The organism is Polyangiaceae bacterium (assembly GCA_016715885.1).
In the GTDB taxonomy this organism is placed as follows: domain Bacteria; phylum Myxococcota_A; class Polyangia; order Polyangiales; family Polyangiaceae; genus Polyangium.
Genome location: JADJXL010000025.1, coordinates 840,041 through 857,277 on the forward strand (window position 1 = coordinate 840,041; position 17,237 = coordinate 857,277).

At 58.9% G+C, this 17,237-nt stretch carries 17 protein-coding genes; 4 read left to right on the plus strand and 13 right to left on the minus strand.

Annotated features, from left to right (window positions below; translation table 11 throughout):
* The first annotated feature begins 131 nt into the window (after positions 1-131).
* Entirely contained in the window at positions 132-812 is a 681-nt protein-coding gene (locus tag IPM54_38405; protein ID MBK9265650.1) for a hypothetical protein, read from the plus strand.
* A gap of 335 nt (positions 813-1,147) precedes the next feature.
* Positions 1,148-1,381: a DUF4351 domain-containing protein gene (locus IPM54_38410; protein ID MBK9265651.1), complete on the plus strand. Its 234-nt coding sequence runs from the start codon at positions 1,148-1,150 to the stop codon at positions 1,379-1,381.
* A gap of 93 nt (positions 1,382-1,474) precedes the next feature.
* Here the strand turns inward: IPM54_38410 and IPM54_38415 are convergent, their stop codons facing one another.
* The 5 genes from IPM54_38415 to IPM54_38435 form a co-directional block, all read right to left on the minus strand.
* A complete protein-coding gene (locus IPM54_38415) occupies positions 1,475-2,815 on the minus strand; it encodes a hypothetical protein (GenBank protein MBK9265652.1) in 1,341 nt (446 codons plus the stop codon).
* Positions 2,772-2,951, minus strand: a complete 180-nt coding sequence (locus IPM54_38420) for a hypothetical protein (protein MBK9265653.1) — start codon at positions 2,949-2,951, stop codon at positions 2,772-2,774. The genes IPM54_38415 and IPM54_38420 overlap by 44 nt, the downstream gene beginning before the upstream one ends.
* A complete protein-coding gene (locus IPM54_38425) occupies positions 2,948-3,370 on the minus strand; it encodes a hypothetical protein (protein MBK9265654.1) in 423 nt (140 codons plus the stop codon). Before IPM54_38425 ends, IPM54_38420 begins: the two co-directional genes overlap by 4 nt.
* A 298-nt stretch (positions 3,371-3,668) precedes the next feature.
* Positions 3,669-4,589 carry a hypothetical protein gene (locus tag IPM54_38430; GenBank protein MBK9265655.1) on the minus strand — a complete coding sequence of 307 codons (921 nt, stop codon included), beginning with the start codon at positions 4,587-4,589 and terminating at the stop codon, positions 3,669-3,671.
* Complete coding sequence (locus IPM54_38435) at positions 4,546-5,262, minus strand: M48 family metallopeptidase (GenBank protein ID MBK9265656.1); 717 nt, start codon at positions 5,260-5,262, stop codon at positions 4,546-4,548. Before IPM54_38435 ends, IPM54_38430 begins: the two co-directional genes overlap by 44 nt.
* A gap of 21 nt (positions 5,263-5,283) precedes the next feature.
* Between IPM54_38435 and IPM54_38440 the strand changes: the two genes are divergently transcribed.
* Positions 5,284-6,510: a hypothetical protein gene (locus tag IPM54_38440; GenBank protein ID MBK9265657.1), complete on the plus strand. Its 1,227-nt coding sequence runs from the start codon at positions 5,284-5,286 to the stop codon at positions 6,508-6,510.
* Between the two features lie 13 nt (positions 6,511-6,523).
* On the opposite strand, the gene IPM54_38445 is transcribed toward IPM54_38440, so the two are convergent.
* The 5 genes from IPM54_38445 to IPM54_38465 form a co-directional block, all read right to left on the minus strand.
* Positions 6,524-7,594 carry a DUF1295 domain-containing protein gene (locus IPM54_38445; GenBank protein ID MBK9265658.1) on the minus strand — a complete coding sequence of 357 codons (1,071 nt, stop codon included), beginning with the start codon at positions 7,592-7,594 and terminating at the stop codon, positions 6,524-6,526.
* Positions 7,576-7,992 carry a hypothetical protein gene (locus IPM54_38450; protein MBK9265659.1) on the minus strand — a complete coding sequence of 139 codons (417 nt, stop codon included), beginning with the start codon at positions 7,990-7,992 and terminating at the stop codon, positions 7,576-7,578. The genes IPM54_38445 and IPM54_38450 overlap by 19 nt, the downstream gene beginning before the upstream one ends.
* Before the next feature lie 197 nt (positions 7,993-8,189).
* Entirely contained in the window at positions 8,190-8,762 is a 573-nt protein-coding gene (locus tag IPM54_38455) for a Uma2 family endonuclease (protein MBK9265660.1), read from the minus strand.
* A gap of 110 nt (positions 8,763-8,872) precedes the next feature.
* The gene (locus tag IPM54_38460; protein MBK9265661.1) at positions 8,873-10,225 is read right to left on the minus strand and encodes an MFS transporter; all 1,353 of its coding nucleotides are present in this window, start codon (positions 10,223-10,225) and stop codon (positions 8,873-8,875) included.
* Between the two features lie 42 nt (positions 10,226-10,267).
* Positions 10,268-12,064 carry an OPT/YSL family transporter gene (locus tag IPM54_38465; protein ID MBK9265662.1) on the minus strand — a complete coding sequence of 599 codons (1,797 nt, stop codon included), beginning with the start codon at positions 12,062-12,064 and terminating at the stop codon, positions 10,268-10,270.
* Between the two features lie 322 nt (positions 12,065-12,386).
* Between IPM54_38465 and IPM54_38470 the strand changes: the two genes are divergently transcribed.
* Positions 12,387-13,571, plus strand: a complete 1,185-nt coding sequence (locus tag IPM54_38470; GenBank protein ID MBK9265663.1) for a DUF2236 domain-containing protein — start codon at positions 12,387-12,389, stop codon at positions 13,569-13,571.
* Between the two features lie 11 nt (positions 13,572-13,582).
* On the opposite strand, the gene IPM54_38475 is transcribed toward IPM54_38470, so the two are convergent.
* From IPM54_38475 to IPM54_38485, 3 genes are all read right to left on the minus strand, one after another.
* A complete protein-coding gene (locus tag IPM54_38475; GenBank protein ID MBK9265664.1) occupies positions 13,583-14,983 on the minus strand; it encodes a DUF2330 domain-containing protein in 1,401 nt (466 codons plus the stop codon).
* Between the two features lie 152 nt (positions 14,984-15,135).
* Positions 15,136-16,680 carry a radical SAM protein gene (locus IPM54_38480; protein ID MBK9265665.1) on the minus strand — a complete coding sequence of 515 codons (1,545 nt, stop codon included), beginning with the start codon at positions 16,678-16,680 and terminating at the stop codon, positions 15,136-15,138.
* Positions 16,681-16,749: 69 nt separating this feature from the next.
* Positions 16,750-17,202 carry a ferritin-like domain-containing protein gene (locus IPM54_38485; GenBank protein MBK9265666.1) on the minus strand — a complete coding sequence of 151 codons (453 nt, stop codon included), beginning with the start codon at positions 17,200-17,202 and terminating at the stop codon, positions 16,750-16,752.
* Positions 17,203-17,237: the final 35 nt, after the last annotated feature.

Sequence of the window (17,237 nt, forward strand, 5' to 3'; positions counted from 1 at the left end):
GCACCTTCACCAAATTGGAGAATGCGGCCAAAGGCTTTTCTACCAAAACCCATCATGGCTACTTGGCGCAAGCGCTGCAATGCATTCGCGAAACGAAGGATCCCATCGCAGCGCTCGAGCTTCTCCGCGCGATGTGGGATTCTCCTTTCGCAACACGTGGAACCCCAAAAATCGCACTCAATGACGTTGGCAAGTGCTTGGAAGAGCGGCTGTATAGGGAACCTTCGGTTGATGTTCGCCGGTTCGAACTCGAGGTCGGGTGGTTGCGAAGGCTGGCGGTCATAACCGAAGAAAATGCTCGTCGAGGAGAAAATAACCGAGTCAAATCACAAGAACCTCATCGTCAACGCGACAATGAGCTGCTTTGCGCATTCGGAACGCGAATCGAACTGATAAGAAAGCGTCGTGCAGAGGAACATCGTGCGCACGCAGCCACGGTGAAACGTCATAACGCATCACAATCCGCACTGCCGTCCTTACCAACGAAGTTGCCGGATGTTTTTCAAGTTGATTTCGTGAACATTGGCGACGCTCGCGACGCACGCAAAACCATACGTGATCGATTGAAGAAGAAGAAACCCATTCACGTGAGATTGATTGAATTACGGCCCACAGATCCTCAATTCGTCCCACTAGCCCCGCATCTGTATTGTTCTACGACGGAAACTGAAGGCTTCAACTTACCTCTGGAAGAGGCCGATCGGCGCTCAGGAGTTTCGCAGCCATTTTATGTGAAAAACATCGAAGACCGCGATGGCAAGAAGATCGCTCGGATGATGATGTTGACCGCAGACCCGGATCAGAACAAGTGACCACGCACTCAACGTTTCGTATTACGACCGCTGGGAGCAGGGCTACAGACTTCGGGACGTCGTTGTATTGCAGGCTCCTTGTCCGCTATGGCCAATGGCCAACATGCGATTCGCCATTTCGGTGCATTCAACCTCCCTCCACCGCGCAATGAGCCGTCCCCACAAAGGTGCGTCCGGGCAATCCATTTCCTTGACAGACCGCCAAGCTCGAGCTAATACCAGCCCGTGATCGCTCGCTCCGACCAAGCTGGCAATGCATCGCCCTGCCAATTCTGATACGATACCGAATCGAAGCAGAGGCCGACCCCGTTTCACCCGCAGACAAGGAGTTCTTGATGGACACGCAGGAAGTCATCGACATGATCGAGCGGCGAGGAGAACTTCGTGGAGAACTTCGTGGAGAACTGAACGGGCGACGCAGAACCGTTCTGCATCAACTGCGACGAAAGTTCGGGGACTTGCCTCAAAACGCGATCGCTCGCGTCGGCGCCGCGGATGCTGATGCGCTCGAGCTTCTGGAGGAAAAGCTGCTCTTCGCCAGCTCGCTCGAAGACGTCTTCACACCATGACCCACCGCGCTTCGAACGCGCCGACGCCCACCCAAGCTCGATCGCACGCCCCTTTGACCCTGCCAATGACATCCCCGAGCCGCTGCCCACCCCTCACCTGAAATACGGCCGCTCCCCAACAAACAGATACGCTTTTGCGTATTCTCGACACCACGGCGGCGCATGCTCGGCGCTGCGCACAATCGCCATCGTGCACGCCTGCGCTTGCTGATCGCCACCCAGCTTCGCCATCGCCGGCTCGACCACCGCGCGCCCCTTCTTCAAAAAATCCAACTTCGCAAAAGGAAACAGTTTATCCGCGTCTTTCGCCATTTTTCGGGCGACCGCGTCGAGGCTCTCGTGCGGGCGCCCCTCCCGCTCGGACAGCGCAATGGTCGACCATATCGCGTGCGATGCTTCGCGCTCCTCCGATGGTCGCAGCGCCTCTTCAATCATTTCGCGCGTCGCCCCATCGGAAGCTGCCGCAAGCGGCAAAATCATACTCAGCGCCTTGGGATGCAATCGCGCGGTTGCAATGGCCTGAACAAGCTCGCCCTTCGCAAGCTGCGAATACGCACGCCCCGACTCGTTCATCCCCTCACCCGTCTCGAACGCGAGCAAAACGCTCAAAAACGAGGACTCCTCCGCCAGCTTCTGCAATTTCTCCCGATCGTCGCCCTTGCCCATCACCCGCAATATTCGCGCAATGTGCAAATTGGCACCGTCACTCAATGGCAACTCACCCGCAGCCACCTCGAACGCCGTCATCGCTTCGTCGTACTTCTTGACGCGAAGCAATTCATACCCCGCAGCATTCGCAATGTATGGATGATACGGGTGCTTCCCATATTCGTCCACGAACGCTCGACCACCCTTTGCATCGTCTTTCTCACAACGAATCGCCAAATAGCGCCAGTCGAGGTCCTCGGGATTGTTCGTAGACCGAGCGCGCGTCTTTTCACAGAGCGCTTTACGCACTTCTCCTTCCGCTTGGTCCTGCTCGACACGCAATGCCGTCATGTCGCGCGGATACCGCCGCAACCGACGCTCGAGCAACGCCGCAATCCCAGGCTGCTCCGCCGCTCGTCCAAGCCATTCTCCGATGTGGCGCGTTTTTGGCAAATCCCATTCCGCATGCAATGCAATGATGCGCCGCTTTTCGTCTTCGTCGCTTGCCAAGGCAAGTATGGTCTGCGGCGTCCGTTCGCGTGGCATGTCCAATTCCGCACCCATCGCGCGCCCAGCCGAAACCGTGCGTCGTTGCGCCGACTCCTCGAAAAGATATCGAGCATTCGGCGCGAACCACCGAGGCGCGCCAAGCTGCTTGGGAGGCGCGGCAACCATATTGCCATATGCGGCTGGCCACTCGAGCAGCGGCGTAGCTCCAGCCACGTTGTACACATATCTCGCGTCACGCGCCACAGGCGTCGCGAATACCTCGATTTCTTTCACCACGGTCTGTAACTGTGCGAATTTCCACGGCATTCTCATCGGAAAGCGTGCGCGTCGCATGCTCCTGCGATCCGAGACGCAACGTTTGCCCCTGCACGTGAATGACCACGGGCACGCCCAGTCCATTGACGGCGGTCATCGTCGTTCCTGTCGCAATGGCGATGCACCTCCCGCCAGTCCCTCCGACTCCGACGAAGGTTTTGCGCCGTGCGCAAATCCCATGACAACGGCCAGAATTCCGCCCGCTACGACGAGCCTTCCAAGCGTCGGGAAAAACCCATCGGCAATTTGAAAACGATCCCAAAGATCCAATTGCTTCTGGCGCTCGCGAACCTGATCGCGCGTGAGCGTTTGATATCGCTCCGGCACGACCGGAGGCTTGGGCGCTTCTCCAGGATCCGTACCGTCGACATAAGCACGATGCACATGCTCCTCCGCCTCCACGAGCACCTCCAAGCTCACGCGAGCAAGCGCGCCGACGATGCGCAATGGTTCGTCAATCCAACCATCGATGACTTGGAACCACTCACCAATGTTGTGCTCGTTGGCCGGCGGCAACGTGAATTCGTTTGAAAACAGGTCGGCGTATTTTTGGGTGGTTTTTCCGCGCCGTGAATGCCCAGCGCATCGACGAGCCGCTTGAATACTTCCTCGGGAGCCATACATCCGTGCGATGACCGAAAATTCCTCCAGCGCCGGAATGCACCTCGACGCTCGAAACGATGAGCCGCTGCCGTTCGCTGGAGCTCACGTGACCATCCGCCGTGACAATCGCATATACGTTCGCCAAATACCCCGCGCATCCGCCAATTCGCTTCCGCGTGCGCTGCATAGTGGTGCAATTTGACGAGGCCCTTCAAATACGGCCCCCAGCCCTGCCCAAGCGCCTTTGCGGCCGCATCGATGTGCCGATCGACACGCCCGATCGTGCGCTTCGACGCGCTCGCGAATCGTTTCCACCTCGGTCGTGACTTCTTCCAGCAATGAGCGAGCGCGCGGCGTGGAATGACGCGACCACGGTGACGAATGACGCCGCCCGGCGCATGCAAAAGCCATCGCGCAATGCCTCGAGGCTCGACCGTTCGTCGTTACGAACGCGCAAGTCCCGAATATCGGAAGCCAATTCCTCCGGATAAAGCGCGGCCAATCGTTTCGATGATTGGTCCTCCGGTACCTTGCCCCCGTACAATTCCCCAGGCGTTTTCTTCGTGAGGCCAATCTGTCGCCCCAAATAGACGCCACGATAACGCTCGCTCAGATACGGCTTGTCGAAACGCTTGTCGACGGCTGCCAGAGCTTTTTCTTCGGAAATGCGCACGAGTTTTTCCTTCGCTTCGGCGAGGATCTCCGCGGTCACGCGTTTCCGTAATTTCTTCGGATTGCGAAATAGGCAGAATGCGGATCGCGAATCGAGCGTTGCCGGAACATACACTCGCTTTGCATTGAGCTCGCGATCCTGATTCGGTGGATGCGTGGACCCATGCGCGGAGGTTCGGCCAATTCTTGCTCGAATACGCGATGCTGCTCTGGATTTTCTGCGGGTATTTGCGGCGAAGCGCCGTGATCGGGGCTCGTTCAGAATGCGCGCCATATGCTCGATGACGCGTGTTTGTATCGTAAATAAATCGGGCACCGCTTTGCCTCGACCCGCTTCACGCGCAAGCACACTGAGCGCAATGCTCCAAGCTCCGTCGGCAGCCCCCAATCGATGCAGCGCGTTCACGAGCGCGTCACTACCCGTGACGGAAACACTCACCAAATCCGCTTGAAACTCCATTTCCCGACCGAGCGCGTTCTGCCAAAACAACTGCGCGAAACGCCGTATCGAGCAGCGATCGAATGGACCACACGATGAGGCGCATGATCCAGCCAATCCAAGCAACCCGCAGATCGATTTGCGACAAACCCGCGAGCAGTTTGTCGAGCCAACTGCGCGCCACGACCACTTGTCCCGCGACCTGCTGCGCGGTATAAACCCAACGCCCCACGGCCATCGAGCGCTGCGCAAAATGCCCGAATTCGTGCGCGAGCACCACCGTGAATTCGCTCAAAGTCAACGTATTGACGAGGCCGAGCCCTATCTCCAAATTCTTGCGCGTTGGAACGAGCAAGTTGATGAACGAAAGATCATAAAATACGCCGGCGTTCACTCGCGACGAAAGAAACACGCGGTGGGGGCCTCGGAGCACCCACGCGATCCGCGAGCGCATACAGAAATGCGAATAGCTCTGGTTCGTCTGCGGCGGCATTTCGTTCTTATTGGGTTCGCCACCTGTCTTGATGAAGAACAACGCCCCGAGCAAAAACAGGCCGAGCAGCCCTGAGAGCACAGCGACGATGCCGTACATGAATCCGTCGCGGACACCGCTGAAGGCGTAAACGAAGAGGCGATAACAGGTCCAGAAGAACCAACCCGTGAGCGACAAGTAAAGCGCGACGAACGCGAGCAATCCGATTCACGCGAGCCACGCGTGACGCTTGTAACGCGCGGTCGCTCGCGTGAGATCCGGCGGAACGCCGGCGGCGGCGGCGGTAGCAAGCTCGCCCCCGTTTGCGTCACGCCCAACGAACCGTCCCCACCCGGCACTGTGCTCGTGCTCATTGCGCAATGTTCGACAGGAATGAGCGACGACAGCGGAGGCAAGAAGTCATTCGGCGGCCACATTGCACTGGGACTTGCCGGAATTGGAGCGTTATTTGCGCGCACGGCCGACGATTGTGGTCGCGTTGCACTGAAGGGCGGCGCCGCCGTCAGCGACGACGCCTTTCGAGGTGCCGGCCGCGTAGGATCGCTCGCCGACGACGGCATGCGAGGCAGCAAGCTCGGATCGCTGACCGATGACGGAATGCGCGCCGGCAAGTATGGGCCGCTCGCGGATGATGGTATGCGAAATGGCGTGCGCGTGCCTCCGCACGGCGAACCGCACGGAGGGGGCCTCATCGAAGAAGCCGCCACGGGCGCGAAGGCCGAATCTCATGCGGGAGACGTCGCGGAATTCGGTGTCGACGTGTCGCTCGAGGTCATCTCGAACGCCGAACCGCCCGAAGACGACAGCGGTCCCGCCCATTCGCCCGACGCCTTCGTCGGAGCGGGAAATGCGCCGAAGTTCGATACGATGACGCTCTTGAAGAACCGCACTCGCGTCTCGCAACCGGCGCTTTTGCCCGTAATGCCCAAATCGAGCAAAGCATTCAAAGCCATACTCGGCCGCACGGACAAACTGGATGAAGGGCGCGCCTACGTATCGCTTCGGCCGATACCCGACAATGGTGAAACGGTCATGGATCCATTGCGGTGGCTGAAGGGCAGATTGGCGCACAATCCCATTGCCATGGTTTTTTACACGACGGATGCGACCGGCAAGAAAAACCCGATTCCACTCGTTTTGCCGAATGGTGATACGACGGACGACTCGATCGTTCACCAAGCCTGCATTGGCCACTTGGCGCATTGCATCGTGCTCGTGTGTAAGCCTGACGGTGCACAAACCAAAGAGCCGTGCGCCAAAGCGGTCGTCGATGGTTGGCAATCGATTACGACGAGCCGCGCGGACATGTCGCTTGACGACTTATTGGAAAAGCTCGTGAAAAACCGCGCAGCTACGCCGGCTCTTCAAGGCGTGACCATTTCGCGCGTCGATGTATCGCAAGACGCGCCGCGCATCGTGCGCAGCAGGTTGACGCAAAAGGGGCCTTGATCACTTCACCAATCTAGAGCACCCCAGGAATGAACCTATACGGCACGCGCTTCATGTAATCCTGGTACTCTGGATCCTTCGACAAGTGCCGCTCTTCCGTGATCGCCCGCAAATAATACAGCCCGCTCAACGACAAGAGCCCGACGAAGTGCGTGATGAGCGTTCCCACGTTCTGCTTCGTAATCGCATCGTAAATCGCGAACGGAAACATGACGCACCACCACGAAAAGTTCTTCGAAGCATACGCAGGATGCCGCACCACCGAATACGGCCCCGTCGTGATGATTCCTCGATGCGTCAAGTTCGAGAAGTGCAGCCCGAAAACGACCGTCGATGCCGTGTACACCGCGAAACTCGCAATCGAACAGCTCGCGAGCAAAATCACTGCCGGCTTCGACGTCAATGCGAGAAACGCGTGTTCGCCAGGATTCGAGAAATATCCACCAGGCACGCGATTGAACGGCGGATAACATAGTAGCGCCACGAGCCAGCCGAGGACGGTGGGCTCGACGGAAACCATACCATTTTTGATCCAGCGCGACGAGAGCACGTATCCAGCCCATGCCAAACCCACGTCGACCGCAAAAATCACCGACAACGCGCAATCGTAACTCTCGCGAACCGTGAACTTTCGCGCGCCACTCGTGAGGAGTCCAATGGCAAAGCTGTAGTTTTTTACGAGGTTCGTGAACTGATCGGCAAAAAATACCGTCATGAGCGGGACGAAAAACGCTTTGACGAAGAGCCCCAGCACCGCCGTGCGATCGAATTCGTTGAATGGTTCCGGCGCGGCATCGCCTTTTTTGGAAAATCCGAGCCGCGCCTCGATATGCTTCAGCGCTTTGAAAAGCGTAAATGCAGGCAGCTTGCGATCGGCCTTTGGATCATGCTGGAGTGCACGCGTGAGCAGAATATACGGCAAGCCGCCCACGGCGTAGGTCCAGAAAATGGGATCCAACATCGTGAACCACGGCTGGTAATACCCAGCTCCAGAAGTGCGCTTGAATCCATATTCGCCGGCACTTTTGTAAGCTGCCCAAAAAAGCGAAATGATGATCAAGTCAGCTACAAGATCTTTACGCAACGAAAGGCGAAATCCGCATAACGTTTCTCGCGGATTTCATCGGGTATCGAGAGGACCTTTCCCTTTTCGACCCGCAGCCGCACGGTGAGCTCGACGACGAACATGATCGCCGCGACGACGACCAGCGCAAAGATGGCCGACGTGCTCTTGTTCGGCGTCACATCGATCGGCAGGCCCCAACCCTTGTCGAGCACGTTGATCCGCGACCCGATGTAGCCCAGGGCCAGCACCGCCACCGAACCGATCACGCCCGCGACCCACCCATGCTGCGTCAAGGCCGAGACATCGGCCGTGCGTTCGATCTGCCCCTCGGGAGCCTCGAGCGGCGCTTCTACCGGTTCTTCGCGCTTGATTCGCTTGGTTTTTCGGAGCTTCTTCGGGACGGCCGCTTCAGTCATCGCGCGGCGAGCTTACTCGATTTTGTCCCGGGCAAGAGCAAAGGTTTGGCAGCCCGTTGATTTATCTGCTCACACCCGAAATCGTCGGTCGACATCGCTCGAAATACTGAAGTATTCCTCGCTCAGTCGCCCTAGCTTTCGGGCGCTCGCGACGATAATTCAACGGGCTGCAACCATGTATGCAAATCAACAAAGCGTCAGGTTTCGGAGGGTTCGTCTTCATCCTGGGAAAGGAGGTCGACTTCGCCCCAAAGGTCATCGAGATCGAGAACGAGGTTATCAAAGCCGGGAGCAACGAGCTGCCCTTGCGACGCCATGGCAGCGCGGGAATATCGCCCATCAACGCCAAGCTCGTAACATTCTATCGAGCGATTCGGCGGATCGACGATCCAGTATGATTGTACACCAAACCGTGCGTATTCTGACATCTTTTCAACGCGATCGCGCTTCACGTCGCGTGGGGTCGCGGACAACACTTCGACCATGAGCCGCGGAGGCGTTCGCGTAAGCGCTCGATTGTAAGGCAAACGCTCGCGTGGGGCAAACATGGAGACATCCGGCTTGCGCCCACGCACGGGTGAAAGCGCGAACTTGTGATCGGATGAGAAGACGAAAGCCTGCTTCGGCTTACCCCACTTGCGAAGTTCGCCAATGAACCATGAAACGATAGCTTCGTGGGCACAAATCGGCACTTCTTCCTCCACGAGGTACCCATCGACGAACTCGCCAGGCTCGTCTTCGTCCATGTTGGCCCACTCTTCGATGGTCATCCGCGCGGGCAGGAGCGTATCCGGTGCTGCAACCATGCACCTAGGATACCACAACCTGTAACGCCGGTGCAACGCGAAAAGTCACACCAAGCGTCCTCGGGCAAACCCGTCTACTCGCCTTCGTGCGCCTTCGCTGCTGCGGCGCCACGCGATTCGTTCACGTTCAAACTAAATGCCCATGCGGCCAGGAAAAACACCGCGCATACCAATATCGCTCGCTGAAGTCCCAGCGCGCTCTGCAGCAAACCGAGCGCCAAAAGCCCGAAAATCGATGCGAGCTTCCCCGTCACGCCCCAAAATCCAAAAATCTCGCCAGCCTTGGACTCCGGCGCAAAAATCGCCACAATGGTTCGTCCCGCCGATTGCGTCGCTCCAAGGCACAGCCCCGCAAGCGTTCCCACGAACAAATACACTTCCTCGGATGCCCACGGCTTGCCCGTCACGCTGCCAAGAAAAGCCGCAATCGCCGGCGTCTGGTAAATGCTGAGCACCGCCAACACCCACACGACGAGCGTCAATCGATACGTCCGCAAATTGCCCCAGCGATCCTGCAGCGCACCAAATGCCACCGCTCCGGCCGCCGCCGAAAGGTTCGTGAGGACGAACATCAAGAGCTGCGTCTTCGGCTTCCAATGAATGACCTGATCGCCATAAATGAATGCAAAACTGATGACGATGGACAACCCCGCTGTCGCGAAAAACAATCCTCCCAAAAACCACACGAGATCCCGAAAATCCCGCAATTCGCCCGCCGTGCGCCGAAGCCGCGAAAGCCCCACGTGCGCAAGCGTCTCGCCAGCAGGTAGCTCGCGCGGCTTGCCCCGTTCGCGCAAAAACAAAAACGTCGGAATCGCGGCCAAAAAGAAAAATGCAGCCGTCATCGGGCCGACCCACCGCAGGCGCTCGAGGTTCTCTACGGTCTGCTCACCGACGGTAAACACGACGAGCGCCGTGCTGATGAGGCCCCCAACGTAGCCAATGCCCCACGCATAACCGGATATGCGCCCCAGGTCTTGCTTCGGCCCGAGGTCCGGCAAAAACGCAGCCGCAAACGATTCTCCCACGGCAAACCCATAATTCGATGCAATGAGCATCGCCATGGCCAATCCCACGCGCCCCGGCGTCGCCAAATAAAGCGCCGCCGTCGCAACCACCGTGAGCAGGTAACTCGCAAAGAGAAATCGCTTCTTCGCAGCTCGATAATCCATCACCGCGCCAAGGAGCGGCGCGGTGACGACCACGATCCCGTAACTCGTGCTGAGCGCAATGCTCCAGAGCAAATTACCCTGCCGATATTCGGGCCCGTCTCCGACGATGATCTTCGGAAAAATCACGCTGAAAACCACCGTGATGATCACCGTCGTGTAGCTCGAATTGGCAAAGTCGAACATCGCCCAGCCAAAGATCTCGCGCGCCGGAGCTCGCGAAGGCTCGACCGATTCGCTTTTGCTCGAAGGAGTCATCGCGTTAGCCAAAGCAGCGCCCCCGTAATCGCAAGGTGGCGATCACTTGGATGGCGGCACTTGCGGAGCCGCCGGCTTCAAAAGGACATTTTGCACGAGTCCCACGACTCCCACGAAAAGCGCAAATAACGCCTCGCCCGCAATGAGCCCTCCGCCGACGAGCGACGTGGTGCTCATGTCCTCCGGAACGTCGTCTTTCTTCTCGTCTTTCGCTTGCGCAGCCTTTCGAGCCTGAAGCGTGTTGTAAAGCGACGACATCACGCCACCGAACGCAAACCAAACGGTCGTCATCAGTTCGACAAACCCGCCGAACGACGTCGCATAAGGCGTCGGAAGCAAGAAGGTGTCGACGCAGAAGCCCACGACGAATCCCTTGCGCGACCCCTTGACATACGCGCGATAGCGCTGGTTACCATTGACGACTTTGCGCAAGACGGACGTCACGATCCCGATCGCCAACCCGAGCACGAGCGCCTTGATCTTGTACGCCGGCAGCTTGTCGAGATCTTGAAGTACCCCGACAAACTTGAACGTCATCGCGCTCTGCCACTGACCCACGTCCACGTCGCGATGCACGAACGAGTTGATCTTCAGCACGGGGTAGGCCTGCATGAACGTTTGTGCAAGCACCACGCAGAGGATCGAACCCATGACGATGCCGATCGTTTGGTAGCGAAACTGAACGGTGCGGTTTGTCCCAAGACGCCACCCGGTCGATCGATCCTGCTGCATGTCGCCGCCGACCGAACACGAAATCAAGAGGATGCTCGCCGCCATCATGCCGACGCGTGGATCCCTCAAACCAAGCCCAGACATGAGCAGCACCGAGATGACGAACGCGCTCGAGATGGGGTTCGAATCCGAGATGCCCATCGAGATGCCGTTTATCAGGACAAACACCGACGCGAGCACGATCCCGAGCAGGATGAACTCGATGGGTTGACCAAGAACCTGCGTGGCGACGATGGTGAGTGCGATGCCCCAGAAGACGACCCAGGCGATGAGACGCCTGGGATTGACCTGTTTCCACGCTTCTTCGGCGTTCTGGTCGAGCTTCTTGCCGGCTTGCTCTCGGATGCGACGCAGAGCTTCCACGCCGATGAGACTCATGTCGACGATCGCAGCTCCAAGGATCATCGCGAGACCGATGAGAAAGCCGATCACGCGGAAGCTCGCGCCCTGTTCGAGCCATCCGATCGACACGAGATAAGGCCGGAGCGCGTGTCCGATGAGCCCCATGAGCAGGCCTGGAACGACGATGCGAGCGCCTACGATCATGCCCGCGCCGATCGTCGATGCCGAGATGTGCGACGCAGCGATGAAAGGGAGCTTGTGCGAAAGCCAGGCAAAACCAAATCCTGCCCCTGCGCCTCCGCCGAGTTGCCCGATGGAACGCTTCAACAAGCGTTTGTCCGTGAGCGCTCGAAGGATGTTCGCAACGGCAAGCCCGGACGGGTAATCGAGCTTCAAACGATCGACGAGCAGCGGCGTGTACACCATGCCGAGGCCGACGCCAAACATGCCGACGCACATGAAAAACAGCATGAGCTGCGGTGCGGGAGGCAAGGGCATGTCGAGCCACGTCATGGCTTGGATGAGCACGCCCATCGCGCACATGCCTGCGACGCTGGCGGCCATCGTCTGCATGTAGTTGGCGCCGTGTTTGCCCTCGGCGCCGTAGCCGTACGTCACGGCGCTGCCCAAGATCCCGGCGAGAACCTGGCCTCCGACGAAAAATCCGAGGCTGAAGTTCATGTACGCCGACGCGATGCCGCCGAGCGGTCCGAGGATCAGGATGGCCACCAGCGACAAGAGAACGTGGTAGCGCTTCGATCCGATCGGAGGAAGAAAGCGAAACTTGGGCTGCGCGTCTTCCACGGGCGCGGCGACGTCGGGGCTCGGGTTTGTCACGGCACGCCTCCGCGTACGTCGAGGTCAGGGTTCGAGCAGGACAAACACTTTGATCGCGTAGGGATCATGAGAGCTCGGATGCTAGCAGCGATCTCGCGAGCTCAGGGCGAGCAAGATTCACGGTCCTTCAGGTTCGGCGCGACGACCCGGCGACCTTCCTTCCGGCACAATCCGGGACGACCCGAGGTCAGCTCGATGAAATGTCACGAATGAACGAAAAGCATGCAGTGGGACTCGTCTGGCAGCCATATTGCCCTATAATGCGGCTGTGATTCCGACGCGATATCAAAACCTCGCCACGGCTCGCACTCGTTTTGGAGATCGAGTGGATCGGCTCGCGCCGTTTTTGCTGCGCGGTGATCCGCTCGCGGATGCGGTGATCGAGGAGATGCGCGAAATGCCGGGCGGTCGAGGTTTTGCGCTCGTGAACCAAGCGCTCGCGCAGCCGGCAGGGTCGTATGCGCAGCTTCCGCCTGCAATGCGCGCGCTGTTCGAACACCTCGATTACATCCCTGCATGGGTGGATTGGGATGCGATGCGCCGGGGTAACGAGTTCCTTCTGCGGTCGGGTGTCTTGGGAGGCATCGTGCTCGCGGCTGCGTCGCTCGTGCTCGGTTACGCGGATCCAGGAGGCAACAAGCCGCTCATTTTTTCCGGGCGGCTGACGGAGCGAGCAGCGAGACGGCTCGCCGAAACGAGCCGGTTTGTCCAAGCCGTTGGGCAAGTCGATGGCTTTCGCCGTCGTGGTGATGCGTTTGCCATTACGGTACGCGTGCGTTTGATGCATGCGCAGGTGCGCTACATGTTGCGACGTGCCCCGTATTGGCGGACCGATGCATGGGGCGATCCCATCAATCAGCACGACATGGCCGCGACGACGCTTCTATTTTCGCTGGTTTTCCTCGAAGGTGTGCGCCGGCTGGGCATCGAAACCAATCGCGACGAATCGGAAGCCTTCATGCATCTTTGGCGATATGCCGGACACGTGATGGGCGTCGATACGGAAATTTTGCCAACGTCCGAGTTCGAAGCTCGAAACCTTGCCGAGCTGATAAGGGCAACGCAGGGCAAACCGGACGAGGATTCTCGTGCGCTCACGAAAGCACTTTTCGATGCGGCCTTGACGAACGCGAAGACGCCCGAAGAACGAAGGATGGGGCTCTTTCGTCGCGAAATGGGCCGAGGATTTTGTCGCGCCCTGTTGGGCGACGAAATGGCCGACGCGCTGGCCGTGCCGAAAACGCCGCTGATAGGCGCCTATCACGTCTTCCGTACGACGACGCGGGCGATGGAAATCGCACGAAAAAACGCGCCCGACATGCATCGAGCCATGGTGACGACAGGTGCACGATATTGGGACAAAGTCGTCCGGGAGGGTCTTGGAAACATGCCGGCGGACTTCAATCCGCCGGCACATTTGTCACGCGCGAGCTGATTGACGGTAAATCAGCGATTGTCGGAACGCGCAGCGCGGCGACGGCGCGAAATCGACAAGCCGAGACCAACGCCCATGATCACGAGCGCCGCCGCGCCATTCGATTCGCCGCTGACGGCGCAACCAGCCGACGACGCGCCGCCGTTGTTCGGTTTGCCGTCGCCGAAGTCACCCCACCAAACGCCGCCCGTGTCCACGCCGCCAGGATTGTTGGAGCCACTCGGCGGGCACGGATCGTAGACGGGGCACGCCGGCGGCGTGCCAATCGCTTTCGTTGCCTGAAAGAAGCTCGAAATCTCCGTCTGCGCAGCGGAAGCACCAATCGCAAGGTCCTTGTCGAGCGCCTGGCGCGCAAGCTCGGCATTCATGCGCGTGAGCCAAATCGAGCCTTCATTGAGCCCTCCGAAAGCCTTTTGCATGTCCGCGTCGAGCTCGTCGAATGCCGTGGCGTATCCGTCGGCCGGATCGCCGTAGCCGCTTTGTTCGGGGATGATGCTGACGACCTGCTCGAGCGCGCTGCGCACGGACCATTGCGAGAGCGGACGAGCATGCTGGACGAGCCAATTCGAATTGTTGCCCATCGTGAAGCCATCGTCCTTCAACTTTGCGTAGTTCGATTCGGACGTGTCCCAGTTCCACACGATTTCCGGCTGGCCAATGGTGAACCACGGGAAGTTCGTCGGTTCATACCGGCCCTCGCCAATCATCCACAAAGTAATCGGCGTAATGGCGCCCGTGCCGACCGCGACCATACGCAAAGGAAGCGACGCGGCCGCCCCTTGCGACGTAATGCGCACCGGCCGCATCGAATTGACATCGGCGCCGGGAATGAGCTTCAGGGCAAGGAAATCGAACTTCTCATTGACGTAGGTGTCGATGACCGGCGCCACATCGAGCGGGATGTTGTAGCCGTTCATGATGAGCCAGTTTTTGAGGGCAGCGGGATCCTGCGAAGAAAGCTGCACCGTGTCGTACGGCCCGACGACTTGCTGAGAAATCACGGTCACGCCGCCATTGGGTGCTCCGCCGGAACCTCCGGTCCCGCCCGCCAAATCGTCTTCACTCCAGCCCCAGCAGGACGGAGGCGGCGGACAGTTGAGCGGAGGAGGCGCAATCGTCGTTCTCGTGAGATCGCTGAGCTGCGCGAAGAGCACGTCCGAGGACAAACCGATCTCGACTTGACCCTTGATGGGAAGAACCCAGGCAAACGACGACGGCGCACCGGAATATTCGATTTGATCCCAAAGCGTCGTCGACGTCTTCGATACCGACAAAAGCATTCGGTGACCCGTCACCTGCGTGTCCTCCCCAACGGGCGCGGCACAACCACCGCATGCAGCGGCTTCGTTCGACGCCGTAACGGCAGCAGCAACGAGAGGAACGGTCAAGAGCAGGGCATGAGCAAGCTTCATAGGGAAATACCTCCGGCAAACGCGCCACCTAGCATACGACATGCCCGCGGATTTCGTGCGGAAATTTGAATAAATTCAGCACCGTAATGGCGCACACTTGCACAGTATGACACAGGAAGGCCCAAATCATTATCGATGTATTTATACAACCATCAGCGCGGGCCAAGCGCCGCCATCACCGCCCTGAGCCCCTCTTTTACCTCGTCCGTCACCGCTCCCTCGGCCACGCGATATCCCCCCACGGGCCGCCCATCGCGTTCGCCAAGCCAAACCCAAGCCTCTTCGCCGCGCGGCCCTTCCAGGCGCAATTCCGCACGCCGCCCCGCATCTTGCACGCGCACGTCCGTCCACTTCAATGCGCCGAAAGGTGCCTTTTGCCGCAATGCCAAGAGCCGCGCCGCCACGCTTCGAAGCGTCGGCACGATCGCATCTTCCGCAATGGGATGCACCACCTTCACGACCGCAGCCAAACGCTCTCGGAGCGCGCACAATCCAATCATTGCAACCGCCGAATCCGCCGGTGCTTTCGTCAGCCACACCGAAAACCAATCGAACGCACCCATCCCCTGCCCGGCGCTTCGCGGCCGCAGCTCGATGCATAACGCATCGGATCCCACGAGCCGCACGGAGACCGCTTTTTCACCAAGCTCCACGAGCTCCAATGCCGAATACGGTGCCGGCGGAGCGAAATCTCGAAATGCTTGCCCCACGAGCGCCCGGGCATGCACCGCAAACGATTCTCGTTCGGGATCGACCGTCGCGAGTTTTTCGAGTGAAACTGGAACGAATTCGGCGTCACCATACAGCTCGCGATATTTCTCGAACACGCCGCTGCATCGAGACTCGAATACGCACGTGCGACACCCTTCGGGCTTGGATTTGTCCCGGCGTTTGACGAGGTACTTGTCCCAGGGTTTGCTGAGTTTCTTGTCGCCATCGACGGCGATCGTCATCGTCTTTTCGCCATCGTGGTGGATGAAAGGCGCAAGATGAGGCGCAATGCAATATGGCAAATTGCCGATGTTGACGTCGAATCCCTTGGGAAAACCCCGAATCATGCGTTCGAGCGCCGGTACCATATCAGAATAACGCGGAATCATGTCCGCAAACTCGGCTTCCGTTCGGACGCCTGCATCGAGCGGACGGACCATGTCCAAATGGAGCTGAGATGCTTCGAGCGGCAAGAGCAATTCGGGAAAAACGTCGACCGATTCGTAATTCGACTTGACGACGCACATGTTCACGGTGAGCTTCTGGCCGCGCTCATGGACGTGACGCATCGATTGAAGCAGACGAGCGAACGAGCCATCTTTGCGCGTCGTGCGTTCGTGCGCTTCTTCGGTCGCTCCCTGCAGTGAAAAACGAAACGTAAAACGCCCACCCGTTGCCAGGATTTCGTCGACGAACGAAGCGCGCGCGGTCTTCACGCCATTGGTGAATAGGACGATTTCTTCGAAGCCGAGCGCCACTGTTTCACGCACGACGTCCAAGAACGCCGGCTGAAGCGTGGGCTCGCCGCCGAGCAACGTGATCTTGCGATGCCCAGCGGCGAAAGCTGCACGAATTTCAGCAAGAATGGGTTCGCGATCGAGCGGCCGTGCTCGGCCAAGCGCCGTCTCCTGGCCGCTCACGCAGAAGACGCAACGGTTGTTGCACATGTGGCCAAGTTGAATCTCGACCTGCGTCTTCGGCTCCATGGGCACGGACTATACAACGAATCCGTGCCGCACGGGATATGTTCTTTGTCGTGATGTCGCCCGAAGGGCTCAGGCCGCCTTGCGCTCCCACACGCGCGCCGACAATTGAGCCTTGATCCACTGAAGGTGGCGCTGTTCGTCCGAGTAGTTTTTCTCGAGTAGCGAGCGAACGTCGGGCGACAAATTCTCGAGGTCGAGCGCCTTGTGATACGTCGAGTTGGTCAGCTCTTCGTTCGTCTGCATGGCCACGAGCGCGCTGTGATCTCCTTGGCTCACGATCCCCGTGAAGCCGGAGATGAAGAACCCTTTCCAATCGCGTCGGACATCGGGTTGTCCACCGAGCGCTCGCACGCATTCGCTCAAATCGCGGACGTGCCTATCGTGATCGGCGCGAAATTCGGTGAGGTTGCGCTTCAATTCGTCCATGGTGCACGCCGAAATGGCCTGATCGTAGGCGTGTATCGCGTCGACATCGAGTTTGATGAGGTCGTTGAGTTTCTCCACTACTTTGGCTGTATCCATGGTTTGTCCTCCCGAGCATCCTGCAACGGTGGTTC

Bases quoted from the DNA above. Each gene is read 5' to 3' on its own strand.
- IPM54_38405 (MBK9265650.1), top strand. From the start codon at position 132: ATGTGGGATTCTCCTTTCGCAACACGTGGAACCCCAAAAATCGCACTC.
- IPM54_38410 (MBK9265651.1), top strand. From the start codon at position 1,148: ATGGACACGCAGGAAGTCATCGACATGATCGAGCGGCGAGGAGAACTT.
- IPM54_38420 (MBK9265653.1), bottom strand. From the start codon at position 2,951: ATGACCGCCGTCAATGGACTGGGCGTGCCCGTGGTCATTCACGTGCAG.
- IPM54_38430 (MBK9265655.1), bottom strand. From the start codon at position 4,589: ATGGAGTTTCAAGCGGATTTGGTGAGTGTTTCCGTCACGGGTAGTGAC.
- IPM54_38450 (MBK9265659.1), bottom strand. From the start codon at position 7,992: ATGACTGAAGCGGCCGTCCCGAAGAAGCTCCGAAAAACCAAGCGAATC.
- IPM54_38455 (MBK9265660.1), bottom strand. From the start codon at position 8,762: ATGACCATCGAAGAGTGGGCCAACATGGACGAAGACGAGCCTGGCGAG.
- IPM54_38460 (MBK9265661.1), bottom strand. From the start codon at position 10,225: ATGACTCCTTCGAGCAAAAGCGAATCGGTCGAGCCTTCGCGAGCTCCG.
- IPM54_38475 (MBK9265664.1), bottom strand. From the start codon at position 14,983: ATGAAGCTTGCTCATGCCCTGCTCTTGACCGTTCCTCTCGTTGCTGCT.
- IPM54_38480 (MBK9265665.1), bottom strand. From the start codon at position 16,680: ATGGAGCCGAAGACGCAGGTCGAGATTCAACTTGGCCACATGTGCAAC.
- IPM54_38485 (MBK9265666.1), bottom strand. From the start codon at position 17,202: ATGGATACAGCCAAAGTAGTGGAGAAACTCAACGACCTCATCAAACTC.